Genomic DNA, 24,670 nt, shown 5'->3' on the forward strand with positions numbered 1-24,670 from the left:
GCTGCGGCGTGCCCTTTTTTGCGTCCATGCGACACAGGTCACCGCGACGGGCAGCAACGATGCGCCGCGTCACCGCCCTGTCACACGGATGGGCTTGAATCGGCGGCGTGAATGCTCCCGATCCTCTCGTGCGGCGCGTGCGCGCCATCTTCCTGTCGGACATCCACCTTGGTACACGTGGATGCCAGGCCGAGGCGCTGCTCGATTTCCTGCGCCACCACGAATCCGACTACCTCTACCTCGTGGGCGACATCATCGATTTCTGGGCGATGAGCCGCTCCATACACTGGACGCCGTCGCAGAACACCGTCGTGCAGAAGATCCTGCGCCGCGCGCGCAAGGGCACCCAGGTCGTCTTCATCCCCGGCAATCACGACGAAGCGCTGCGTGAATACACCGGCACCGTGTTCGGCGACATCGAACTGCAGCGCGAGTACATCCATCAGGCTGCCGACGGTCGCCGATACTGGCTGGTGCATGGCGACGACTTCGACCAAGTCACGCGCCACCATCGCTGGGTCGCCCTGCTCGGCGACGTCGCCTACAACCTGCTGGTCAGCATCAACTCGCGGCTGTCCTGGCTGCGCCGCACGCTGGGCATCGCCGGCTACTGGTCGCTGGCCGGCTACGCCAAGCGCAAGGTGAAGAGCGCTGTCAGCTTCATCTACGACTTCGAGGATTCGGTCATGCACGAGGCGCGCACGCGCGGCGTCGATGGCGTGATCTGCGGCCACATCCACGCGGTGTCGCTGCGCGAGGTGCAGGGCCTCACCTACATGAACTGCGGCGACTGGGTCGACAGCTGTACCGCCATCGTCGAACACGCCGACGGCCGCTTCGCCATCGTCGACTGGGGGCAGGAACTGCGCGCCGCGGGACCGCGCACGGCGCTGGCGGTGGAGGAAGAGACGGCCGAGGCCTGAGCGTGTCAGAGGGTCGGTAGCCGTTGCTGCCTGCTCGGCCTTTGACTCAACGCCGCGCCCTGCCGACCGCCGCAGTCGGGGTCACAAGACCCCTCTCACAGAACCCCCGCTCCAGCCGCGGATCGGGCACGCCCCCCAGTGGGAGCGGCCGTGGCCGCGACGGACCGCAGGCTTCGATCAGCCGTCGAGTGCGGCCGCCGGTCCGAAGAACTCGTAATGGGTCTGTGCAGTCGGTACGCCCAATTCCGACAGCTGCTTCTTCACCCGCGCCATGAAAGGCTTGGGGCCCAGGAAGTAGGCGTCTAGCGCCGACGGTTGCGGCAGCCAGCGCTCCAGGTGCAGGCGTTCGAGGAAACCCTCGGCATGCGCCTGATCACCGTCGCGCGGCTCGCTGTAGACATAGAAGCGCTTCAGCTTCGGGTGCCGCTGCGCCAGTGCTTCGACGTGATCGCGGAAGGCATGCACGCCACCGTGACGCGCGCAGTGGATGAAGTGCACCTCGCGGCCTTCGGCCAGCGCCGCTTCCATCATCGGCAGCGCCGGCGTGATGCCGACGCCGGCGGTGATCAGCGCCACCGAGCGGTGGGATGCACGCAACGTGAAATCGCCGGCCGGCGGAAACAGATCGAGCACGTCGCCCACGTTCACCGCGTCGTGCAGATGACCGGACACCCGGCCGCCCGCCTCGCGCTTGACGCTGATGCGGTAGTCGCGACCGTTGGCGGCAGCCGACAGCGAATAGTTGCGGCGCATCTCCTGGCCGTCGATGTTCAGCCGCAGGCCGATGTATTCGCCCGGCGCGTGGCGCAGCACCGGCTGGCCGTCCACCGGTTCGAGATGGAAGGAGGTGATTTCGTCGCTCTCGCGCACCTTGCGCGCGACACGGAAAGCGCGCGCACCGCGCCAGCCGCCGTCGGCCTGCGCGTGGTCGGCATAGACCGACTCCTCGGCGCCGATCAGCAGGTCGGCCAACTGACCGTAGGCCGCGGCCCAGGCTTCGATCACTGCGTCGGTCGCGATCTCGGCGCCCAGCACCTCGCGGATGGCGCGCAGCAGGCAGCCGCCGACGATGGGGTAGTGCTCGGGCAGTACCTGCAGCGACACGTGCTTCTGCACGATCTGACCGACCAGCGGGCCGAGCGCTTCCAGACGGTCGATGTTCTTCGCGTACATCAGCACGCCATTGGCGAGCGCGCGCGGCTGGTCGCCGCTGGCCTGGTGCGCCTGATTGAACAGCGGCCGCACCTCCGGATGTTCGCTCAGCATGATGCGGTAGAAGTGCGTGGTCAGCGCTTCGCCGCCGCTTTCCAGCAGCGGCACGGTGGCCTTGATGACGGCTCGGTGTTCCGGGCTCAGCATGGTTTTCTCCTGACAGTGAATGAAACGCCGGCGCGAAAGTCCCGTGACGCGCGGGCAGGCCTTCCCTATCAAGCGCCGTGCCATTTAACCGCCTCTTTCAGATCAGTCACTTGCAGCACCATCGAGTTGAAACGACTACACTGCATTCGAGTCACTTCGACAACACCGCGTCACAATGACCACACACCCGCTGCTGTCCGCACTGATTCCGCTGGTCGACGACCTGTCGCGCGACCTGCCGGCGCAGGAGCGCTATCGCCGATTGCTGCATGCGCTGCGCGAACTGCTGCCCTGCGACGCCACCGCGCTGCTGCGGCTGGACGGCGACCGTCTGGTACCGCTGGCGATAGACGGCCTCAGCCCGGACACGCTGGGTCGTCACTTCCTGATCGCCGAGCACCCGCGCCTGGCGGCGCTGCTCGAACGCAGCGAGCCGACCCGCTTCGCCGCCGACTGTCCGCTGCCCGATCCCTATGACGGACTGATACCGGGCCACGGCGCACATCTGGAAGTACACGACTGCCTGGGCTGCCCGCTCTATCTGGACGAACAGCCCTGGGGCGTGCTGACGCTCGACGCCCTCGACCCGGCGCGCTTCGCCGGCGCCGACCTCGACATGCTGGCCGGCTTTGCCAGTCTGGCCGCGGCCACCGTCAAGGCCGCGCAGCGCATCGACACGCTGGCGCGCCGGGCCGAGAACGAGGAGCTGCGCGCCGAGGCCTACCGCGAGGCGGCCGGCGCCAGCCCGGCGGGCAGCGGCGACATGGTCGGCCACAGTGCGGCGCACCGGCGTCTGCTGAAGGAGATCGAACTGGTCGGCGGCAGCGAACTCACCGTGCTCATCCACGGCGAAACCGGCGTCGGCAAGGAACTGGTCGCGCGGGCACTGCACGCCGCATCGACGCGCGCCACGCGGCCGCTGGTCAGCCTGAACTGCGCCGCGCTGCCGGACAACCTGGTCGAAAGCGAACTGTTCGGCCATGTGCGCGGCGCCTTTTCCGGCGCGCTGACCGAGCGCCGCGGCAAGTTCGCGCTGGCCGACGGCGGCACGCTGTTCCTCGACGAGATCGGCGAACTGCCGCTGGCGGCCCAGGCCAAGCTGCTGCGCGTGCTGCAGGGCGGCCAGCTGCAGCGCATCGGTGCCGAGCAGGAGGTCCATGTAGACGTGCGCGTGATCGCCGCCACCAACCGCGATCTGGCCGAGGAAGTGCGCGCCGGCCGCTTCCGTGCCGACCTCTACCACCGCCTCGGCGTCTATCCGCTGCACGTGCCGCCGCTGCGCGAGCGCGGCCGCGACGTGCTGCTGCTGGCTGGCCGCTTCCTCGAACAGAACCGTGCCCGTCTCGGTCTGCGCGGTCTGCGCCTCGCCCCGGACGCACAAGCCGCCCTGCTCGCTCACGACTGGCCGGGCAATGTCCGCGAACTGGAACACCTGATCAGCCGCGCCGCGCTGAAGGCGCTGGCCGGCACCCACGAGCGCCCGCGCATCGTCACGCTGGACGCCGCCCACCTCGAACTGTCGCCGCCGGCACCGCCCGAGACACCGGCGCCGGTCAATGATCCGGCGGGCCCGGTCGGCGACCTGCGCAGCGCGGTCGACCGCCTGCAGCGCGAAGCGATCGCCGCCGCGCTGGCGCGCACCGGTCACAACTGGGCCGCCGCCGCGCGCGAACTGGGGCTGGACCGCGCCAACCTGCAGCGGCTGGCGAAACGGCTCGGCCTGCGCTGACGCGCCGCATCTTGACCCGTGCATCAAAAGAAACGAATATTCCCTGTGTGCAACACGCACACCGTCGGCGGGACGACCCGCGCGGCGTTTCATGCGACGGGGACGGCCCCGATATCCGGAGTTGAGCTCATGTCGTGGACCATCCTCGTGATCGCCGGCCTGTTCGAATGCGCCTGGGCGATCGGCCTCAAATACACTGACGGTTTCAGCCGTTTCTGGCCTTCGGCCTTCACCGTGGTGACGATGATCATCAGCGTCGTGCTGCTCGGCATCGCCATGCGCAACCTGCCGGTCGGCACCGCCTACGCCGTCTGGACCGGCATCGGCGCGGTCGGCACCGTCATCCTCGGCATCGTGCTGTTCAGCGAGCCGGCCAACGCGGCGCGACTGGTCTGTGTCGGCCTCATCGTCGCCGGCATTCTCGGCCTCAAGCTCACGTCCGCCTGATCGCGCGGGCCGGCGCGGCAGCCGCGCACTTGTGCCGGCTGCCCGCTATCGGCGAAAATCGCGGGCTTTCGCTTTTGCTGCGCACACTTGCGTGCGCGGTCCACCTTTCGAGCCCATCATGACCGACCACGCCGCACTGCCTGCCGACGACGACAACCACATCATCGCGGAGCGGCGCGAGAAACTGCGCCAGTGGCGTGAAGCCGGCGGCGCCTACCCGAACGACTTCCAGCGCACGCACTACGCCGGCGAAATCACCGCGCAGCACGCAACGGCCACCGCCGAAGCGCTGGAAGCGCATCCGGAGCGCGTGCAGCTGGCCGGCCGCGTCATGCTCAAGCGCGTGATGGGCAAGGCCAGCTTCGCCACCATCCAGGACATGTCGGGCCGCATCCAGCTCTACGTGACCAACGACGGCGTCGGCGAAGAGGTGCATGGCGCCTTCAAGCACTGGGACCTGGGTGACATCGTCGGCTGTTCCGGCACGCTGTTCCGCACCCGCACCGGCGAACTGACGGTGAAGTGCGACGCCATCCGCCTGCTGTCCAAGGCGCTGCGCCCACTGCCGGAAAAATTCCACGGCCTGTCGGACCAGGAAGCGAAGTACCGCTACCGCTACCTCGACCTCATCACCAACGACGACTCGCGCGCCACCTTCGTCGCGCGCAGCCGCATGATGAGCGCCATCCGCGCCGAAATGACGCGCCAGGGCTTCCTCGAGGTCGAAACGCCGATGATGCACCCCATCCCCGGCGGCGCTGCGGCCAAGCCCTTCAAGACCCACCACAATGCGCTCGACATGGAACTGTTCCTGCGCATCGCACCCGAGCTCTACCTGAAGCGACTGGTGGTTGGCGGTTTCGAGAAGGTGTTCGAGGTGAACCGCAATTTCCGCAACGAAGGCATCAGCCCGCGCCACAATCCCGAGTTCACGATGATGGAGTTCTATCAGGCCTACGCCGACTACCGGCAGCTGATGGACTACACCGAATACCTGCTGCGCCACTGCGCCGAACAGGCGCTGGGCACGACGAAATTCATGTACCAGGGCCGCGAGCTGGACCTGGGTCAGCCCTTCCACCGGCTGACCATCGTCGAGGCCATTCGCAAGTACAACCCGCAGTACACCGAAGAGCAGCTGGCCGACGAGGCCTTCGTGAAGCAGGCCATCGTGACCCACGGCGAAAAGGTGAAGCCGGGCGGCCTCGGCTCGCTGCAGCTGCAGCTGTTCGAAGCCTGCGCCGAGGCCCAGCTGTGGGAACCGACCTTCATCATCGATTACCCGGCCGAGGTGAGTCCGCTGGCGCGCCGTTCGGACACGCAGCCGGACATCACCGAGCGCTTCGAGCTGTTCATCGTCGGCCGCGAGATCGCGAATGGTTTCTCGGAACTGAACGACCCGGAAGACCAGGCCGCCCGCTTCCTGGAACAGGCCAAAGCCAAGGACGCCGGCGACGAGGAAGCGATGTATTTCGACGCCGACTACATCCGCGCGCTCGAGCACGGCCTGCCGCCGACCGGCGGCTGCGGCATCGGCATCGACCGCCTGGTCATGTTGCTGACCGACTCGGCCAATATCCGCGACGTCATCCTGTTCCCGCAGATGCGACGGGAGTAAGCGTCCCGATCCGGATACGACCGCGATGAACGCCGATCGAACCGATGCCCGCGGCGCCGGTCCAGATCGGCGTTCTGCTTTCCAGTACCCGCGCACGCACTGATTGCCCCATGTCCCGCCCGCTCCTGCCTCTCGTCCCCGCGCCGCTCGAATTCGCCGACGACGGCACGCCGCGCTCGGCGGCCTACGGCGACGTCTATCACTCGTCCGACGGCGCGCTGGCGCAGGCGCAACACGTGTTCCTCGCCGGCAACGGATTGCCCGACCGCTGGGCGGGCCGGGACCGCTTCGTCGTGCTGGAAACCGGTTTCGGCCTCGGCCTGAACTTTCTCGCCACCTGGCGCGCCTGGCGCGACAGCCCAGCGCGCTGCACACGACTGCACTTCGTGTCGGTCGAGAAGCACCCGTTCTCTCAGTACGACCTGGCCATCGCCTGCCAGCGCCTGCTGCCGCCGGACATGGCCGACATGGCGCAGAAGCTGGTCGAGCGCTGGCCGCTGGCAGTGCGCGGGCTGCATCGCATCGAGTTCGACGGTGGCCGCGTCATACTGACCCTGGGTCTGGGCGACGCCGACGCGCTGCTGCCGCAGCTGACGCTGCGCGCCAACGCCATCTTTCTCGACGGATTCTCGCCGGCGAAGAATCCCGAACTGTGGTCGCCTCACATATGTAAACAGCTGTCGCGCCTCGCCGCTGCGGACGCCACGCTGGCCACCTGGAGCGTCGCCTCCGGCGTGCGCGACGCGCTGGCAGGCGCCGGTTTCGTCACGGAAAAGCAGGCCGGCTTCGGGCCGAAGCGCCACATGCTGACCGGCCGTCTGCACCCGGGCGCGCAGGCCGCCGCACTGCGCCATCGGCCCGAGCCGCCGGCGCCGAAGCGGGTGGCGGTGATCGGCGCCGGCCTCGCCGGCTGCGCCGTCGCCGAGCGACTGGCCGCCCGTGACGTCGAAGTGGTGCTGATCGAGCGCCACGCAGCCCCCGCGCAGGAAGCGTCGGGCAATGCGGCGGGCGTGCTGCGACCGATGATCGCCCGCGACGACAGCGTGATCGCCCGCTTTTCCCGTGCCGCCTTCCTGCACGCGTCGGCCCACATGAGGCGGCTGGCCGGCGAAGGTCGGCCGCTGAAGTGGGGGCCGACCGGCGTGATGCAGATCGCCCACGACGCGGAACACGAGCGCCTGCAGCGCGAGGTGTGCGAAACCGGCGCGCTGCCGCAGGCGCTGGTGCGTTACCTGTCGGACTGGGAAATGACGCGGCGCATCGGCTATCCGGTCGCACTCGGGGGCTGGTGGTTCCCGCGCGGCGCCTGGGTGAATCCGGCCAGCTTGTGCCAAGCCAACCTGGAGCGCGCGGGCTCGGCCGTGAGCCGTCTGATGTCCGCCGAAGCCCTTTCCCTGACGAGGCGTGACGAGCGCTGGTCAGTCGCCACTGCGGCCGATACGTTGATCGAGGCCGACGCCGTGGTGCTGGCCAACGCGGCAGACGCCTGTGCGCTGCTGCCGCATCCACTGCCACTGACCCGCGTGCGCGGCCAGGTGACGCGGCTGCCGCGCAGCCTGCTGCCCAATCTGCATGTGACCGTGTGTCGCGAGGGCTACATCTGCCCTACACCGGACGGCGACCTCAATCTCGGTGCCAGTTTCGACATCGGTGACCGCGACACGTCGGTGCGCGAGGACAGTCACGCCGGCAATCTGGCCCGCCTCGAACGCCTGCTGCCGGAGGCCTGCACGCCGCCGCAGCCTGCAACACTGCCTGGTCGCACCTCGTTTCGGACTGCAACACCCGACCGTCTGCCGCTGATCGGTGAAACGGGCGGCCTGCACCTGCTGACCGGCCTCGGTGCGCGCGGCCTGGTGTGGAACGCGCTCGGCGCCGAACTGCTCGCAGCAAGGCTTTGCGGCGATCCCTTGCCGCTCGAACAGGATCTGGCACGGGCGCTGAGTCCGGCGCGCTTCTCGCCGGACAATTGACTGAAATCAACCCTTGCGGGAAAAATTTCACGGAACTGTGAAGCTTTCCGGATGGAAGCCGTTAATGGCTCATGCCTCCGGAATTGCGTGACCGTTCGTCTTGCTTGCATGAAGCCCGACAGTCCTTTCCCGGAGGGATCACGCCACCTGGAGAGTCGCCGTGAAAATAAATCTGCCCGTTACGCAGAAAGAAGTCTTCCTTGAGCCCGGGAAACCCATCGTCACCAAGACGGACCTGAAGGGCGCCATCACCTACGCCAACGAGTCCTTCGTCAATATCAGCGGCTTCAGCCGCGAGGAACTGGTCGGCCACAACCACAACGTCGTCCGCCACCCGGACATGCCGCCCGAAGCCTTCGAAGACCTGTGGCTCACCATCAAGGCCGGTCAGCCGTGGCGCGGCCTGGTCAAGAACCGCTCGAAGAACGGCGACCATTACTGGGTCGAAGCCTTCGTCACGCCGATCACGGTCGACGGCCGTACGGTGGGCTACCAGTCGGTGCGCAACGCGCCCAAGCGCGAAGAAGTCGCCGCCGCCGAAACGCTCTACCGCGCCGTGCGCGACAAGACCGCGAAATTCCCCCGCACGCCGATCAGCAAACCCAGGCTCGGCCTGGCCGGCCGCGTCTGGCTCGGTGCCGGCGTGACGTCGGCGCTGGCGCTGGCCGGCGGCGCAGTCGGCGGGGGGTGGGGCCTGGGCCTGTCCGGCGTCGCCGCCGCTGTGGCACTGGGTACCGCCGCCTGGCAGAACAGCACGGTCGCCGGCCGCCTGGACAGCCTGCACCGCACCATGCTGGAACTGGACGAAGGCAAGCTGGCAAAGCAGATCGAGGCGCCGCCGGGGCCGCTGCGCCCGCTGTTCGTCGCGATGGAAGTGATGCGCATCCACCTGCGCGCGATGTTCGCCGACGTACTGGTGAACGCGCGCGAAGTCGACGAGCGTTCGAAGGAACTGGACGACGCGATGCGCGCACTGATCAAAGCCACTGGTGCCCAGGGCGAAAACGTGATGCAGGTCGCCGCCGCGATGGAAGAGATGAGCGTGTCGATCAACGAGGTGTCGAGCAATACCGACCGCGGCCTCGAAGCAGTCAAGCGCACCGAGCACAGCGCGCAGGACGCGATGAAGACGATGGAAGCGGGCATCGCCAGCAGCCATCGCGTGGTCGGCGTCGTGACGCAGTCGCAGGAGCGGATCGCCGAGGTGAACGCGTCGGTCGAGAAGATCCGCGAGGTATCGCAGGTGATCAACGACATCGCCGAACAGACCAATCTGCTGGCGCTGAACGCGGCCATCGAAGCGGCACGCGCCGGCGAACAGGGTCGCGGCTTCGCCGTGGTCGCCGACGAGGTACGCAAGCTGGCCGAGCGTACCCGCACCAGCACCAAGGACATCGGCTCGGCGGTGACCGACATCATCCAGTTGGCCGGCTCGGCGGTGGATACGATGAGCGCGACAGCAGGCGAAGTGGCCCGTTCGACGAGCGAAATCGAGGCCAGCAGCACCGGCCTGCAGGGCATCTGGGATGCCAGCCGCGAAGCCGCCAACTACTCCGAGGAAATCACCCAGATGCTGCGTCAGCAGTCGCTCGCCTCGCACGAGGTGGCGTGCAGCATGGAGCGCATATCGAGCACGGTTGAACAGACCAACTCGAGCGTGCAATCGGTCGGCGAGGCCGCCACCCGCCTGCACTCGACGTCGAGCGAACTGCGCGAACTGGTGAAACACCTGGAACAGGCGCTGCACTGATAAGGACCGCCGCCGCGCCGATCAGGCCCGGCGGCTTCCGCAATCGCGCGCACTTCCGATCCGCTTCCCCCTTGGCGACAGCGCCCGCCCACAGCGGAGCTGTCGCCTTTTCACGTCGACCGCACGCCCCTGTCAGGCGCGCACTGCATGGGTTGCGCCGGTCAGCCCCTTCAGCACGTCGGCCACGCCACGCGTGTGCCCGGCCACGCCGGCGGTTTCGCTGCTGTAGGTATCGATGGTTTCGAGCACCTGGGTCAGGCCTGAAACACCGGTCGACTGCGCTTCGATCATCTGCGCCACGCGCACGATCTCCGCCGCCAGCGCGGAAATGTCCTTGCCGATCACGCCTGCGCTGTTGCGCGACTTCTCTGCCAGCATGCGCACCTCGTCGGCCACCACGGCGAAACCGCGACCGGCTTCGCCGGCACGCGCCGCCTCGATCGCCGCGTTCAGCGCCAGCAGGTTCGTCTGGTCGGCGATCTGCTGGATCATTTCGACCACGCGCTGGATACGGTCGCTGGCGTGCGACAGATCGCGCGCACTGCTGCCCACTTCGTTCGCCTGGCCAGCCAGCGTATCGACGGTACGCACCGCGGTCTGGATCACGCCCTGCTGGTCGCTCAAGCGCGTCGTCAGTTCACCCACCGAGCCATAGAGATCGTTGGCACAGGCTTCGAGCTGACTCGCGGTCGCCTCGCGCGTGCGCTGGGCGTCAAGCATGATTTCGCCAAGGTGGTTCAGGTCGCGCACCACCGGCACCATGCTCGGATCGACGTTGCCCGGATCGAGCCGGCTGCCGAAATTGCCGGCGCGGTAGTCGCTGATCTGCTGCACCATCACGCGCGACATGCCCGCCAGCTTGGCGTTCTGCCGGCGCAGGAAGAAGGCCTTGAACTCGCCGTAATGGGCGACGAAGTTGTCGACGTACTCGTCGCGGAACACCTCGCCCTGCTGCAGCCGGAAGAAGAACACGGCGGTCAGTGTCTGGTTCAGGTTCAGGCCGAGGATCTCACCGAAGGTCGAGAAACCGGCGACGTCGATGCCGCTGAACACGCGGTCCAGCCCGCTCAGTTCCGCGCCGTTGTAGAGGCGGCGCAGCACGCAGTCGTTGAACATACCAGCCAGCGGCTGACCCGGCTTGTTCGACATGAAGGCGCGGAAGTCGCGTTCGGTGGTGGCGGCGAACGGCGTGCGTCGCACCAACACCAGTTCCTCGCCCGGCGCCACGTCGCAGTAGAAGTCGACGCGATCGTGGTCGAAGTCGAGCGTCGCGACCGAGCGCACGAACAGTTCGCCGTTGACGCGGATGGCGAAGGAGTGACTGTCGAGCTTGGCCGACAGCTGACTGCGCTCGCAGCCGAAAGTCCTGCACAACGCGTCGATCAGCGACACCGCGCGGCCGTCCTCGTCGATCACCAGATTCACCTGGCGACGTTCGACCGAAGCGCTGAATATCTGGAAGCGGGTCTGCGTGGCTTCGAAATTCTGGCTCTTGAACACGCCGAAACGCACTTGCGGCGCCATCTTCAGGAAGGTCACCAGCACGTGGTTGTTGAGTCGGCGGTTACCGTCGTGCAGCCAGGTGTCCTTGAAGTCGAGCTTGCCGCCGGCTGACCCGCCGACGAACAGACAGGGAAAGCGGCCGGCTTCGTACAGCGCTTCCATGAAGAAGGATTCGGAATTCGACAGGCCGTCGAACAGCACATAGGCAAAGGTGTCACGGTGATCGATGTCCATCGGTACCTGCGTGCCCTGGATGCTGCGCACCAGACGCTCGATGCGCTCGCGGTAGTCCATCACGCGACCGTTCTGCCGCAGGTCCTCGCTGGCCAGCGGTATCGCCACCACCTGCGCCTGGCCGATCACGCTGCGGTCGAACAGTTGCAGCACGACGCGGTCGCGTCCGTCCGACGCGGCACAGTACAGCGACGAACCGGCGGCGCTGCACAGTTCGCCGGCGGTGGTGCTCAGGGTCAGCGCAACACCCGGAAAACGGGCCTTGATGGCCTGCGCGACGCGGTCGATGTCGACGTCCGGTGCAACATATCCGCTGACGAACGAAGGCGTACTGCGTACCGCGGCAAGGCGCGATTCCAGTTCGCCCAGCCGCGTCTGCAGCGTTTCGATGCCTGCGCGCCCGTTCTGCGACTGGCGTCCGAATAGTTTCATCTCTCTCTCCCTGAGTTCCCGATCGGCAACGCGGTGGCGCGTCGATCAGCGTTAACCAACGGGAGCGGCCCACTCGACTTTATGGTTGAGAAACGAAAATTTTCCGGGCGTGTTCAATCTCTGGACACTTTTTCTTCAATGAACACATGGATTTAACGAAGTCGGACATGGTGCGGGGCAGCACGACAGCCGCCGCCGGCATTTCAATCGACCAGACCCAGAACCCGGTCGGCCAGCGCGTTGGCGCTGTCGAAGGCATTCTCGATGCGCTCGCCCAGACAGCCGTCGGACGCATAGCCAAGCTTGCTGTCGGCGTCCCACAGACAGGGACGGCCGAGTGGCCGGATCACACGGGCGTAGCGCCAGCGATGGGCGCAGCGATGAAGCGGCACCGCGGTACACCCCGTGGCCGCAGCGAAAGCCTCGAACAGCAGGGTTTCGATCTCCTCCGCTGAGCGCTCGAGATTGTCCTGCGACCACTGCGCGTCGGCGTGTACCACCCAGCACTCCTGCGCGGCGTCGCGCTGCGGCTTGCTGCTGTCACGCGCCGCCCAGTTCAGCGTGCCGCCAGCGTCGAAGCGCAGGCAGTCGTCAGCCTCGATGCGCTCGGCAAACGACAGCATCAGCGTCCAGCACGGCGCGTAGCGGATGTCCTGCATGGCGTCGATGAAAGGCTTGATGTCCATGCCGGCGCAGCGCTCGAACAGTCCTGCCGCCTGCGGCGCCGGCAAGGTCACCAGTACCGCATCGAAACAGTCGGCCAGCATGCCGGCCTCGCCGGCCAGCCACCAGCCGAGGCGGTCCGCCCCCATGCCGGTGATGGCGATCTGCGAACGGATCTCGGCGCCCCACAGCAGGCGCGGCGCCAGCGCATTCATGCCGGGCACGCCCACCCAGCGCGGATCGCCGTCGATCGCGGCTGCAGACCACTGCGCGATGACGCCAGCGCGCTGCCAGTCGGCGAGGCGCCCCTGCAGCGCCTCGCCGCGCACCGACATGAACTGCGCGCCGTGATCGAAGCGCAGTCGACCGGCCGCGCGCGTGGCCATGCGACCACCTGCTGCACGGCCCTTGTCAAACACCTGGACCGAGCGCCCGGCGTCGACCAGCCGCCGCGCGAGCGTGCATCCCGCCATGCCCGCTCCGATTACCGCAATGTTGTGCATTGTTGCTGTTCCTCTATTTATCAGTGCATCACCTGCGTGTGCGGAGCGGATCATGCAAGGTCTGTGCTAGGGTCTGCTCTCACTTGATTCGCACGCCACGATCCGGAAGCGCGTGCGCGAATGGCCAAGCGCCGCGCACCACGACAGCAACACCGATGCCCCGCCAACTGCTCGAGCACTACCCGCAAACCGGACCACGCTACGACGAACTGCTGTCCGCCCCGTGGACACTACGCCCGCACTGGCGCGCGCTGTTCGACACCCTGGTGCGCGCCCGCCCGGAACAGATGCAGGAGAGGCTGGCGTCGGTGCGCCGGCAGATCCGCGAGAACGGCGTCACCTACAACGTCTATGCCGACCCGCGCGGCGTCGAGCGCCCGTGGGAACTGGACGTACTGCCGCTGGTCATCCCGCCCGACGAGTGGACGCAGATTTCTGCCGCAATCGCACAGCGTGCGAAGCTGCTCAACCTGATCCTGCAGGACGTGTACGGGCCACAGCAGATGCTGGCCGAAGGCCTGCTGCCGCCCGCGCTGGTCTATGGTCACGCCGGTTTCCTCAGACCCTGTCACGGGCTGAAGGTGCCGGGCGACATCCACCTCCACCTGTACGCGGCCGATCTCGCGCGTTCGCCCGACGGCCGCTGGTGGGTGCTCGCCGATCGCACGCAGGCGCCGTCGGGCGCCGGCTACTCGCTGGAGAACCGGTTGGTCATCTCGCGCGTGTTCTCGGAGCAGTTCCGCGACCTGCACGTCGAGCACCTAGCCAGCTTCTTCGCCACGCTGCGCGACACACTCGCGCAGCATGCACCGGAGGGTGACGGTCCGCCGCTGACCGTGCTGCTGACGCCCGGCCCCTACAACGAAACCTATTTCGAACACGCCTATCTGGCGCGCTACCTCGGCTTTCCGCTGGTCGAGGGTTCCGATCTGCTGGTGCGCGACGGCAAGGTGTGGCTCAAGCACCTGTCCGGCCTGCGCCGCGTTCACGCCGTGCTGCGCCGTCTCGACGACGACTTCTGCGACCCGCTCGAACTGCGTGCCGACTCCGCGCTTGGCGTGCCCGGTCTGGTCGACGCGGCGCGGCGCGGCAATGTGCTGATCGCCAACGCGCTCGGCTCCAACCTGCTGGAGACCGGCGCCCTGCTCGGCTTCCTGCCGCGGCTGTGCGAGCGTCTGCTCGGCGAGCCGCTGGCCATGCCCTCGCTCGCCACCTGGTGGTGCGGCGAGGAGGCGGCGCTGGAAGACGCCATTGCCCGCCTCGACACACTGGTGATCAAGCCGGCCTTCCCGCAGCTGCGCATCGATTCGGTGTTCGGTGCAGACCTCGACCGCAAGTCGCGCGCCGCGCTGATCGCGAAGATGCGCGCACGACCGCATCACTACGTCGCCCAGGAACTGGTTCAGCTGTCGCAGGCGCCAGTGTGGGACACCCAGCACCCGCGCCGGCTGGCGGCGCGCGCGGTCGGCCTGCGCGTGTTCGCCTGTGCTTCGCCCGAAGGCTATGCCGTGATGCCGGGCGGACTCGCCCGCGTGGCGTCCGACCGCGACGCGCGGGTGATCGCGATGCAGCGCGGCGGTTCGAGCAAGGACACCTGGGTGCTGACGCACGGCACCGTCAACACCTTCAGCCTGCTGCGCCGTTCGGTGTCACCCGCCGAACTGGTGCGTGCCGGCAGCAATCTGTCCAGCCGCGTCGTCGAGAACCTGTTCTGGTTCGGCCGCTACTGCGAACGCTGTGACAACGGCGCGCGACTGCTGCGCGCAACCATCGGCCAGCACATCGAGCTGGACGACATCCGCGACCACGCGCTGACCGCGCTGTGCCAGCACAACGGCCTGCTGCCCGCCGAGCCGGGTGACGATATCGGCGCTGCGCTGCGCGCCGCCGCGCTCGACCCGGCGGCCCCCGGGTCGCTGGCCGGCGGTCTGCACCAGCTGTCGACCGTTGCGTTCAATCTGCGCGAGCGGATGTCGCTCGACAACTGGCGGGTAATCAGCCGGCTGACCGACGAGCTGAGCGCCGCCCAGCCGAGCGAGCCGGGCGAGGTGCTGGAGCGGCTGGACCGCTGCGTGCAGGCGATGATGACGCTGTCCGGATTCGCGCTCGACGGCATGACGCGCGACCAGGGCTGGCGCTTCCTGTCGATGGGCCGCCGCATCGAGCGACTGCAGTTCATGTGTGGCGTGCTGCGCCACGCGCTGGCGGCGGCCGGCGACGCGCCGGACTGGCTGCTCGAACTGGCGGACAGCACCATCACCTACCGCTCGCGCTACATGACGCGGCCGCAATGGCTGCCGGTGCTGGACCTGCTGGTGTGCGACGAGACGAATCCGCGCTCGATCGCCTACCAGGCGCTCGGCCTGACCGACTATCTGGCGCGGCTCGCCGCCCAGTTCGGCGCGCTGGAGCCGGCCGCACTGTCCGACGCGGTGGCTGAATTGCTGTCGCTGCGGCCCGAGGCCGACCTGCACACCGGCTCGACCCGGCTCGACACCCTGCTCGAACGGCTGGGCAGCGCCGCCTACGCACTGTCGGAACAGCTCGGGCTGCGCTTCTTCAGTCACTCGGACGGCGTGTGGACGGGCACCGAGGAGCGCCGATGACGCAGGTCCGCTATCACGTGCTGCACGAAACGCATTACCGCTACGCCTGGCCGGTGTCGATGTCGCGCCAGCTTCTGCATCTGACGCCACGCGAGACGCCGCGCCAGACGACGCTCGCGCACCGGGTCGACATCACGCCGGTGCCGGCCGAGCGCGAACGCCGGACGGACTACTTCGGCAATCGGGTCGAACACATTTCGGTCGGCGCCGCGCATGAGGAACTGGCGGTACTGGCCACCTCGACGGTCGACGTGAGGCGCATTGGCGACGCGCCGAGGCCGCAGTCGCCCGCCTGGGAACACGTGCGCGACCGCCTTCACCAGGTCGGGCCGGCGCCGCTGCTCGAGCCCTGTCAGTACCTGTATGCCAGCCCGCACATCGAACCGCTGGCCGCACTGGCGCGTTACGCCCGACTCGACTTCCACCGCGACCGGCCGCTGTTCGACGCCACCTGTGCGCTGATGCGGCGCATCCATCGCGATTTCGAGTTCGACCCCGAAGCCACCACCGTGAGCACGCCGCTGGAAACACTGCTCAAGCAGCGACGCGGCGTCTGTCAGGATTTCGCCCACTTCATGATCGGCTGCCTGCGTTCGCTCGGCCTGCCGGCGCGCTACGTCAGCGGCTATCTGCTGACGCAGCCACCGCCGGGTCAGCCGCGTTTGATTGGCGCCGACGCCTCGCACGCATGGGTGTCGGTGTTCTGTCCGGGTGCGGGTTGGCTCGATTTCGACCCGACCAACTGCGTGCAGCCCGATGACCAGCACATCACCGTCGCCTGGGGGCGCGACTTCAGCGACGTCACGCCGATGCGCGGCGTCATCCTCGGCGGCGGCGAGCACGTGGTCGAAGTGCGCGTCACCGTGATGCCGGAGGGCGATGCCCGACCGGCACGCACCTGCGCCGAGGCGACGCAGCCCCTTGAACCGGAATGAAAATCCGTCCATAATCCGCGTTTTTCCTCCGCGGGTACCGTCTGCACAGCCGTCAGGCTCAGCCGACCCGGGGTTCGATGATCCGCACGAGGCCGCCCGCCTTCGAGCGCTTGAGAAAGAAACCAGCATGAAAGAAGGCATTCACCCCAGCTACGAAGTCGTCGCAGTGACCTGCTCCTGCGGCAACAACTTCGAAACCCGTTCGACGATGGGCAAGCCGCTGCACATCGAAGTGTGTGCCTCGTGCCACCCGTTCTATACCGGCAAGCAGAAGATCGTCGACACCGCCGGTCGCGTCGAGCGCTTCCGTCAAAAGTACGCAAACGTGCCGCGCAGCTGATTCCAGCCCAGCGCCGCAGCAGAAAGGCAGCCTTTGGCTGCCTTTTTTGTTTCTGCACTTGCCGGATCAACCGTCGCCCGCCCCACGCGCTGCGGAGTCCCCATAAAATCCGGGCCACTGTTCACTGATCGTCGTCGATGTCACTTCCTTCGCAGTCCTACTTGGTCCGCCGTCCGCTAATCGGCGACCCACCCGAAACCGGATTCGTGATCGCGCTGTGCCTGGTCTATCTGCTGACCGGTCTGTTCGGCCGCGATCCATGGAAGGGCGATGACGCGCTGAACATCGGCGTGGCGCTGGGCTTCGCCCGCGAGGGCGGATGGCTGATCCCGCAACTGGCCGGCCAGCTGTGGCTGGACAGCCCGCCGCTGTTTCACTGGCTGGCTTCGCTGACAGGTCAGGCGGCGGGAGGGGTTGGCATCAGTTTCGCCGATGGCGCGCGCCTCGCCAGCGCCTTCTTTCTCGCACTGTGGCTGCTCGGCAGCGCCGGCGCCGCGCGCGAACTGTACGGCGCACCGGCGGCGCGCATCGCCCCGCTGATCGGCATCGCCAGCATCGGCGCCGTCACCCACCTGCATGACGCGCAATCGTCGACCACGCTGTTGGCCGCACTCGGGCTGGGCATGTGGTCGCTCGCGCTGATCGCGCGACGACCGCTTCAGGGCGCGCTCGTACTGATCGTCGCGCTGGCCATCTCCGGCCTCGGCACCGGCCTGTGGCTGACCGCCGTGCTGCTGCTGACCGCAGCAGCCATGCCGCTGCTGCCGGTGTGGCGCACGGTGGCGACCTCGGCACTACGCATGAGCGCACTGCCGCTGGCGATGGCGGTCGGCACAGTGCTCGCGGCGAGCTGGCTGATCGCTCTGCAGCTGGAACGCCCCGAGCTGGCCGCCCGCGTCTGGGCCGACGACCTGCAGCGACTGCTGCCGGATGTCGAACACCTTGCTGGCGGCGCCGGCAGCTGGGTCAAGGTGCTCGCCTGGTACGCCTGGCCGGCGCTACCGGTCGCCGGCTGGGCCCTGTGGCAGCGCCGCGAACAGTGGCGCTCGCCGGTGCTGACGCTGCCGCTGATCGTGCTCGTGCTGCTGTTCATGCAACTCGCCGGTGAAGGTGCAGCCCGCAACCAGCGGGCACTTCCCTTGCTGGCACCGCTGGTCGTGCTGGGCAGCGCCGGCCTGCCCCGACTGCGCCGGGGAGCCGCGAACGCACTCGACTGGTTCGGTGTCATGACCTTTTCACTGCTGGGCCTCATCATATGGCTCGGCTGGATCGCCATGACGACAGGCTGGCCGGAAAGGCTGGCGCGCACCTTCGCTCGGCTGGAACCGGGCTTCGAGATGTCGATATCCTTGCTGGCACTGACACCAGCCGTCATCATGAGTGCCGCATGGATATGGCTGCTGTGGCGTTCGCCACGAACACCGACACGCGGGGCCGTCAGCTGGGGCTGCGGCATGGTATTGATATGGTTTCTCGTCAGCAGCCTGTGGCTGCCGTGGATAGATTACGGTCGCAGCTATCGCGACGTGGCGCGGATGATCGGCGAACACCTGCCGGCTCAGCATGGCTGCGTTGCCTTCACCGGCCTGCAGGAGAGCCAGCGCGCGGCGTTCTACTACTTCCTCGATCTGAAGCCGTTGAACATCGCGGGCCGATCGGGGCAGCAATGCGACCTGCTGCTGGCCTACCACGGCCGGGGCGGCAAGCCGCCGTCGCTGGACGGAAGCTGGACTCTGAAGTGGGAAGGCCGCCGGCCCGGCGACCGGCACGAGCGCTTCCTGCTGTACGCAAGACACTGAAACGAAGGGTGACACGAGGCGCCGGATGACATGAACCTGTTGATGCAGACCTCCGCCTGGCCCGCACTGCGATCAAAAGCGATCCAGCTGTCGCGCGTGCACCTGCGCAACTTCTTCGAGCAGGACCCCGACCGTTTCGCGCGCTTCTCGCTGCGTTACGACGGCTGGCTGCTCGACTACTCGAAGCAGCGCGTCGACGGCGAAACGATGGCGATGCTCATGGATCTGGTCAGTGCGCTCGACCTGCCGCGCGGCATCCGCGCATTGGCGGCCGGCGACCAGATCAATTTCACCGAGCGCCGCGCCGCACTGCACATGGCACTGCGCGCCCGCGACGGCGCGCACGCCGACGTGGTACGTGACTGCCGCGCTTCGCTCGAACACTGGGTACGGCTGATCCGCAACCGCGAACTGCTCGGCGCAACCGGCCAGACCATCACCCACATCGTCAACCTGGGCATCGGCGGGTCCGACCTCGGGCCGCGCCTGGCGATGGAGGCGCTGGAGCCGCAGATCAACGGTCCGGTGGTCAAGTTCGTCGCCAATCTCGATCCGGCCGCCCTCGACCTCGCACTGCGCGACTGCAAACCGGCGCACACCGCCTTCGTCATTTCGTCGAAGAGCTTCACCACGCAGGAAACGCTGGCCAACGCGCAGGTGGCTATGAAGTGGCTGGCCGACGGTCTGGGCACGGCCGGCGTCGGCCAGCACCTGTTCGCCGTCACCAACCGCCCGGCGGCTGCCCAGGAACTGGGCGTGCCGGCGCAGCGCTGCCTCTTCCTGCCGGAATGGGTCGGCGGGCGCTATTCCGTCTGGTCCTCGATCTCGCTGCCGCTGGCCTGCGCCATCGGCATGCAGGCCTTCGGCGAAATGCTCGACGGCGCACGCGACATGGACGAGCACTTCACGCGCGCGCCGATGAACGCGAACCTGCCGGTGCTGTTCGGCCTGATCGACTTCTGGAACGCCAGCGGCATGGGTCTGGAAACGCTCGCGGTGCTGCCCTACAGCCACCTGCTGCGCAGTCTGCCGTCCTACCTGCAGCAGCTCGAAATGGAGAGCAATGGCAAGCGCTGCACCTCGACCGGCGAACTGAGCCGGGCGCCCACCTCGCCGGTGGTGTGGGGCGGCTCCGGCATCGTCGGCCAGCACGCCTACCACCAGCAGCTCTACCAGGGCACGCGGATGATGCCGATGCATTTCATCGTGCCGCGCGTGGCGCGCGACGACCGCAGCCGCATGGTGCAGCTCAATGCGCTGGCGCAGAGTGCCGCGCTGATGCGCGGCAAGACGCGCGACGAGGCGATGGACGAACTGAAGCGCAGCGGTCTGTCCGAGCAGGAGGCCACCCGGCTCGCGCCTCATGTCGCCTGCCCCGGCAACCAGCCGAGCACCACGCTGCTGATGCCAGAACTGACGCCACGCACGCTGGGCCAGCTGATCGCGCTGTACGAGCACAAGGTGTTCGTGCAGGGCTGGCTGCTCGGCATCAACAGCTTCGATCAGTACGGTGTCGAGTACGGCAAGCAGATGGCGCGCGCGCTGGCGTCGGGCCGACTGCCGCAGGATGCCGACGCATCCACCCGCGGCCTGTTCGAGGCACTCGCTCACCCGGACGCATGAGCTCAGCGCTGGGGCCGGCGATCAATTATGCCGCCGGTCAGCTGTGGGCCTTTCTGCGGCAGAACGAACGGGCCGTTGCTGCCTTTCGCCGCTGCATCGCGGTCGATCCGGCGCGTGTGGCCGCCTGGCGCATGATCGGCTTCCTCTGCCAGCAGGATGAGCGACTGCACAACGACGCCCTGCACGCCTTCCAACGGTCGGTGGAACTCGCACCGGACGACGCCGTCAGCCGCTACAACTTCGGCTTCCTGCTGCATCGCCGTGGCGAGCTCGAGCACGCGCTGGCGCAGATGACGGCCGCCGTGGGCCTGCGCCCCGCGCTCGATCAGGCCTGGTATGGCTGCGGACTGCTGCTGAGCGAACTGGGGCGAGCGCATGAGGCGGTCGAAGCACTAAAGCGTGCGGTCGAACTGCAACCCTTCAACGGCAGCGCGAGCTACGCGCTGTGCCAGGCCTGCCGGGCCGTCGGCGACGAAGAAGGCCTGCTCGCCGAATACCGCCGCATCGGCCAGTACGACCCCCGCACCGCCCGCAGACTGGGGAAGGAAATGGGTTTGCCCGACTGAGGCGCCGGTTCAGGGCGCCAGTCGTACACGCGTCCAGTCGGCTCCCTCGCGGCGATAGAGCAGACGGTCGTGCAGGCGGTCGCTGCGTCCCTGCCAGAATTCGATCGCATCCGGATGCAGCCGGTAGCCGCCCCAGTTCTCCGGGCGCGGCGGCGTCGAGCCGAAGCGCTCCTCGAATTCGCGCACACGCCTGACCAGCGATTCGCGACTGGGGATTTCCCGGCTCTGCGGCGATGCCCATGCTCCCAACCGGTTGCCCACCGGGCGCAGCGAATAGTAGGCATCGGATTCTTCCGCACTGACCTTGCTCACCGTGCCCTCGATCCGGATCTGCCGCTCCAGCGCGGCCCAGAACAGCAGCAGGCTTGCGTGCGGGTTGGTCTCGAGCTCGGCGCCCTTGCGGCTGTCGTAATTGGTGAAGAACACGAAGCCGTCCTCGCCATAGCCGCGCAGCAGCACGATGCGCGCGCTCGGGCGCCCGTCGGCGCCGACCGTGGCCAGCGTCATCGCGTTCGGATCGCGCTCGACCACGCGGCCGGCTTCGGCGAACCAGAAACGGAACTGGTCGAGCGGGTTGTCGGCCGCTTCAGTCTCGTCGAGCGAACCGCTGGTGTAGTCGATGCGGTGATGTATCGGGTCCATGGTGTCTCCTTTCCTCATTCCGGCGCGGGCGCGCGTTCGATTCCGGCGATGCGGGTGCCGGCCTGGAGCTTGCGCGCGGCAAACCAGCCGATATTGGTTTCCAGCGCATAGCGCGCCGGACGCTCGGCGCAATGCGATGTCTCGGTCTGCGGCTGCATGTCCGCAATGTTGATGATGTGGCCCTTGTCATCGATGAAGGCCACGCTGAGCGGAATCAAGGTGTTGCGCATCCACATGCAGTGCTTGGCGGCCCGGGTGAACACGAAGAGCATGCCGGCATCGGACGGCATCTCGGTCCGGTGCATCAGGCCGGTCATGCGCGCGGCGTTGGTGTGCGCGACTTCGGCCTTGATGCGATACATGCCCACACCGAGTTCGAGCGTGGGCATGTCGGCGCAGGCACTCAGTGCGCTCAGCGCGAGCAGGCTGCAGAGTAGCGATTTCTTCATGACAGGCAGAACATCCCGATGGTGAATGATGAATGATGCGCGCCAACGACCTCTTGATCGATGTCAGTCTGCAGCAGATGCCCTGAACGGGCCTCATGCGCGCGCGCGCCTCCCTTCGGACAGCGCGGCCTCGGCGTCCCGCCATTGACCGGGCTGCAGCGAGCCGAGCTCCCACGGACCGATGGCGACGCGTATCAGGCGCAGCGTCGGGTGGCCGATGGCTGCCGTCATCCGCCGCACCTGCCGGTTGCGGCCCTCGCTGATGCCGATCTCCAGCCAGCAGGTCGGCACTGACAGCCGATGGCGCACCGGCGGATTGCGTGGCCACAGATCTGCCGGCTCGGCGATGCGCTCGACCGAGCACGGCCGGGTCGGGCCGTCCTTCAACTGCAGCCCGCCGCGCATCCGTTCCAGTGCTGCCTCGTCTGGCTCGTGCTCGACCTGCACCCGGTAACGCTTGACCAGCTTGTGCTTCGGATCAGTGATGCGGTGCTGCAGCGCGCCGTCGTCGGTCAGCAGCAGCAGGCCTTCGCTGTCCGTGTCGAGGCGGCCCGCCGGATAGACTCCGGGCACGTCGACGTGGTCAGCCAGCGTCGGATGCATGCCATCCGGCGAGAACTGGCAGATCACGCCATAGGGTTTGTTCAGCAGGATCAGACGGCTCACGCACTGGCCACCGGCTGCCCCTGGAGGTGGCCGAAGCGGCGCGCGAAGCGCAGTTCCTCCGGGTAGGGGAAGAAGTCCTGGATGTGGCCTTCGCGGATGCGCTGCTGCGTTTCCTGCCAGAACTTCACGTCCAGCAGATCGCGGTGATACTTCAGGAAGGCCGCACGCACCTTGGGGGTCGACAGCAGGAAGGTGGCGAACTCCTCGGGGAAGATGTCGTTACGCTGCACCGAGTACCACACCTCGCCGGACATTTCGTACTCCGGGCTGGGCGCCGGTGGGATACGACGGAAGTTGCAGTCGGTCAGGAACTCGATCTCGTCGTAGTCGTAGAACACGACGCGTCCGTAGCGGGTGACGCCGAAGTTCTTCCACAGCAGATCGCCGGGGAAGATGTTGGCGACCGCCAGTTCGCGGATCGCGTTGCCGTACTCGTACACCGCGTGGTCGATCTGCTCCTCGTTCGCCGTTTCCAGAAAGATGTTGAGCGGAATCATCCGTCGTTCGATGTAGCAGTGGCGGATAACCAGCGTGTCGCCATCGCGCTCTATCATCGACGGGGCCAGCTGGTCCAGCTGGTCCAGCAGCTCGGGCGAGAAGCGGTGGGCCGGCAGCGCGATGTCCGAGTACTCGATGGTGTCGGCCATGCGGCCGACACGGTCCACCTGCTTCACCATCAGGAACTTCTTCTTCACCGTCGCCCGGTCGGTGTCCTTCGAACTGCCGAACTTGTCCTTGATAATCTTGAACACGTAGGGGTAGGACGGAAGCATGAACACCAGCATGACCAAACCGCGAATGCCGGGCGCCTCGACGAAGTTGTCGTTCGAGTGGCGCAGGTGATTGATCAGGTCGCGGAAGAACATGGTCTTCCCCTGCTTTCCCAGCCCGAGCATCGTGTAGAGCTCCGAACGCGGCTTCTTCGGCATCAGCGTGCGCAGGAAATGCACGTTTGCCGAAGGCACCTGCATGTCGGCCATGAAGTAGGCACGGGACAGCGAGAACATCACGCTGACCCGCCAGGGCTCCAGCAGGATGGTGTCGAGGAAGAGCCCGCCCTTGCGGTCATGCAGCACAGTGACCATGAACGGATACTCGAGGTGACCGTTGATCGCCTTGCCGATCACGTAGGCGGCCTTGTTGCGGTAGTAGGCGGAATTCAGCACCTGGATCTGCAGATTGGCCTCGCGCGCCGGCCAGTCGCCGCCAACGTGCTCGAGCGCCGCGCGCATGATGTAGTCGACGTCGCGGTCCAGGTCGGTGAAATGCCGCTGCCAGTCGAAGTCGATGAAGATCTGCTTCACCGCGACGCGCAGACCGGTCTGGTTCGGGTAGTAGCTGCGCCACGTCGGCGGAGAGCTCTCGATCAGCTCGGTCGAAATGGCCGGCCGCACGAAGATGAAATCGTTGTGGAAGTACTTGCGATGCAGGATCTTCGTCGTGACCGAATTGAAGAAGGTTTCGGCCAGTTCCGGTTGCCGGTGGTTCACCAGCAGGCCGATGTAGAGCAGCTTCACCTGCTGCCAGGTGTTGTCGTCCAGCGAGTCGGCGTGGAACTCGTTGTGCAGCCGGTCCACGCACTCGCGTACTCGGTCGTCGTAGTACTGGATGCGCTCGCGGATGCAGCGCTGCTGCCCCGGCCAGTCGGCCTGTTCGAACCGTTGCTTGGCCGTACCGCTGACGGCACGGAACAGCGTGTAGTGCTTGTCGAAGCCGTCAATCAGCGCCTGTGCGATGGCCAGCGCAACCTGGTTCTGCCCGGCAGGAAGATTCATGGCAAGTCCGCTCGTATCGTCAAGCGCGGGATTCTAATGGGCGCGCGCACGCCGCGGTGCGGAACACGCGGCCGACAGGAATGTCGCATCATTTCTTGATTGGGGGATAATCGCGGGAGCCCGCCGGCGGCAACA

The 24,670-nt window shown here is 67.1% G+C and carries 19 protein-coding genes and 1 pseudogene; 12 read left to right on the forward strand and 8 right to left on the reverse strand.

Annotation, left to right across the window (positions count from 1 at the left end):
• Positions 1-107 precede the first annotated feature (107 nt).
• The gene (locus WDZ97_RS08625) at positions 108-923 is read left to right on the forward strand and encodes a UDP-2,3-diacylglucosamine diphosphatase (RefSeq protein WP_029143612.1); all 816 of its coding nucleotides are present in this window, start codon (positions 108-110) and stop codon (positions 921-923) included.
• 177 nt (positions 924-1,100) lie between these two features.
• Here the strand turns inward: WDZ97_RS08625 and hmpA are convergent, their stop codons facing one another.
• Entirely contained in the window at positions 1,101-2,282 is a 1,182-nt protein-coding gene (gene hmpA, locus WDZ97_RS08630) for an NO-inducible flavohemoprotein (protein ID WP_425762475.1), read from the reverse strand.
• Between the two features lie 175 nt (positions 2,283-2,457).
• On the opposite strand from hmpA, the gene norR reads away from it, so the two are divergent.
• The 5 genes from norR (at position 2,458) to WDZ97_RS08655 (ending at position 9,799) form a co-directional block, all read left to right on the forward strand.
• Complete coding sequence (gene norR, locus WDZ97_RS08635; RefSeq protein ID WP_425762476.1) at positions 2,458-4,011, forward strand: nitric oxide reductase transcriptional regulator NorR; 1,554 nt, start codon at positions 2,458-2,460, stop codon at positions 4,009-4,011.
• Between the two features lie 129 nt (positions 4,012-4,140).
• Positions 4,141-4,458, forward strand: coding sequence for a quaternary ammonium compound efflux SMR transporter SugE (sugE, locus tag WDZ97_RS08640; protein WP_019918882.1), 318 nt, complete (start codon positions 4,141-4,143; stop codon positions 4,456-4,458).
• A 118-nt stretch (positions 4,459-4,576) separates the two neighbouring features.
• A complete protein-coding gene (gene lysS / locus WDZ97_RS08645; protein WP_341929248.1) occupies positions 4,577-6,076 on the forward strand; it encodes a lysine--tRNA ligase in 1,500 nt (499 codons plus the stop codon).
• 110 nt (positions 6,077-6,186) lie between these two features.
• Positions 6,187-8,049 (forward strand): bifunctional tRNA (5-methylaminomethyl-2-thiouridine)(34)-methyltransferase MnmD/FAD-dependent 5-carboxymethylaminomethyl-2-thiouridine(34) oxidoreductase MnmC, encoded by a 1,863-nt coding sequence (gene mnmC, locus WDZ97_RS08650; RefSeq protein ID WP_425762477.1) that lies wholly within the window; start codon positions 6,187-6,189, stop codon positions 8,047-8,049.
• 160 nt (positions 8,050-8,209) lie between these two features.
• A complete protein-coding gene (locus tag WDZ97_RS08655; RefSeq protein WP_425762478.1) occupies positions 8,210-9,799 on the forward strand; it encodes a methyl-accepting chemotaxis protein in 1,590 nt (529 codons plus the stop codon).
• Between the two features lie 132 nt (positions 9,800-9,931).
• On the opposite strand, the gene WDZ97_RS08660 is transcribed toward WDZ97_RS08655, so the two are convergent.
• The 3 genes and pseudogenes from WDZ97_RS08660 to WDZ97_RS08670 form a co-directional block, all read right to left on the reverse strand.
• Positions 9,932-10,648 carry a methyl-accepting chemotaxis protein gene (locus tag WDZ97_RS08660; RefSeq protein ID WP_408630422.1) on the reverse strand — a complete coding sequence of 239 codons (717 nt, stop codon included), beginning with the start codon at positions 10,646-10,648 and terminating at the stop codon, positions 9,932-9,934.
• Between the two features lie 168 nt (positions 10,649-10,816).
• Positions 10,817-11,968 (reverse strand): annotated as a pseudogene (locus WDZ97_RS08665) (FIST signal transduction protein); the annotation flags it as partial.
• 203 nt (positions 11,969-12,171) lie between these two features.
• Complete coding sequence (locus WDZ97_RS08670) at positions 12,172-13,134, reverse strand: NAD(P)/FAD-dependent oxidoreductase (protein WP_425762479.1); 963 nt, start codon at positions 13,132-13,134, stop codon at positions 12,172-12,174.
• Between the two features lie 155 nt (positions 13,135-13,289).
• Here WDZ97_RS08670 and WDZ97_RS08675 point away from each other — a divergent pair, with 155 nt between their 5' ends.
• From WDZ97_RS08675 to WDZ97_RS08700, 6 genes are all read left to right on the forward strand, one after another.
• Positions 13,290-15,740, forward strand: coding sequence for a circularly permuted type 2 ATP-grasp protein (locus WDZ97_RS08675; protein ID WP_425762480.1), 2,451 nt, complete (start codon positions 13,290-13,292; stop codon positions 15,738-15,740).
• Positions 15,737-16,675 carry a transglutaminase family protein gene (locus tag WDZ97_RS08680; protein ID WP_425762481.1) on the forward strand — a complete coding sequence of 313 codons (939 nt, stop codon included), beginning with the start codon at positions 15,737-15,739 and terminating at the stop codon, positions 16,673-16,675. The genes WDZ97_RS08675 and WDZ97_RS08680 overlap by 4 nt, the downstream gene beginning before the upstream one ends.
• Before the next feature lie 127 nt (positions 16,676-16,802).
• On the forward strand, positions 16,803-17,015 hold the full coding sequence (gene rpmE, locus WDZ97_RS08685) for a 50S ribosomal protein L31 (protein ID WP_304000948.1): 213 nt from the start codon (positions 16,803-16,805) through the stop codon (positions 17,013-17,015).
• Positions 17,016-17,152: 137 nt separating this feature from the next.
• Positions 17,153-18,814 (forward strand): ArnT family glycosyltransferase, encoded by a 1,662-nt coding sequence (locus WDZ97_RS08690; RefSeq protein ID WP_425762482.1) that lies wholly within the window; start codon positions 17,153-17,155, stop codon positions 18,812-18,814.
• 30 nt (positions 18,815-18,844) lie between these two features.
• Positions 18,845-20,437, forward strand: a complete 1,593-nt coding sequence (gene pgi / locus WDZ97_RS08695; protein WP_425762483.1) for a glucose-6-phosphate isomerase — start codon at positions 18,845-18,847, stop codon at positions 20,435-20,437.
• Positions 20,434-21,003 carry a tetratricopeptide repeat protein gene (locus tag WDZ97_RS08700; RefSeq protein ID WP_425762484.1) on the forward strand — a complete coding sequence of 190 codons (570 nt, stop codon included), beginning with the start codon at positions 20,434-20,436 and terminating at the stop codon, positions 21,001-21,003. The genes pgi and WDZ97_RS08700 overlap by 4 nt, the downstream gene beginning before the upstream one ends.
• Before the next feature lie 9 nt (positions 21,004-21,012).
• Here the strand turns inward: WDZ97_RS08700 and pdxH are convergent, their stop codons facing one another.
• The 4 genes from pdxH to aceK form a co-directional block, all read right to left on the reverse strand.
• Entirely contained in the window at positions 21,013-21,645 is a 633-nt protein-coding gene (gene pdxH, locus WDZ97_RS08705) for a pyridoxamine 5'-phosphate oxidase (protein ID WP_425762485.1), read from the reverse strand.
• 14 nt (positions 21,646-21,659) lie between these two features.
• Positions 21,660-22,094, reverse strand: coding sequence for a DUF192 domain-containing protein (locus WDZ97_RS08710; RefSeq protein ID WP_020164073.1), 435 nt, complete (start codon positions 22,092-22,094; stop codon positions 21,660-21,662).
• Between the two features lie 93 nt (positions 22,095-22,187).
• The gene (locus tag WDZ97_RS08715; protein ID WP_425762486.1) at positions 22,188-22,760 is read right to left on the reverse strand and encodes a pseudouridine synthase; all 573 of its coding nucleotides are present in this window, start codon (positions 22,758-22,760) and stop codon (positions 22,188-22,190) included.
• Positions 22,757-24,535, reverse strand: a complete 1,779-nt coding sequence (aceK, locus tag WDZ97_RS08720) for a bifunctional isocitrate dehydrogenase kinase/phosphatase (RefSeq protein ID WP_425762487.1) — start codon at positions 24,533-24,535, stop codon at positions 22,757-22,759. The genes WDZ97_RS08715 and aceK overlap by 4 nt, the downstream gene beginning before the upstream one ends.
• Between the last annotated feature and the right edge of the window lie 135 nt (positions 24,536-24,670).

It is taken from the genome of Methyloversatilis sp. MC4-4 (genome assembly GCF_049843555.1).
Lineage (GTDB): Bacteria > Pseudomonadota > Gammaproteobacteria > Burkholderiales > Rhodocyclaceae > Methyloversatilis > Methyloversatilis discipulorum_B.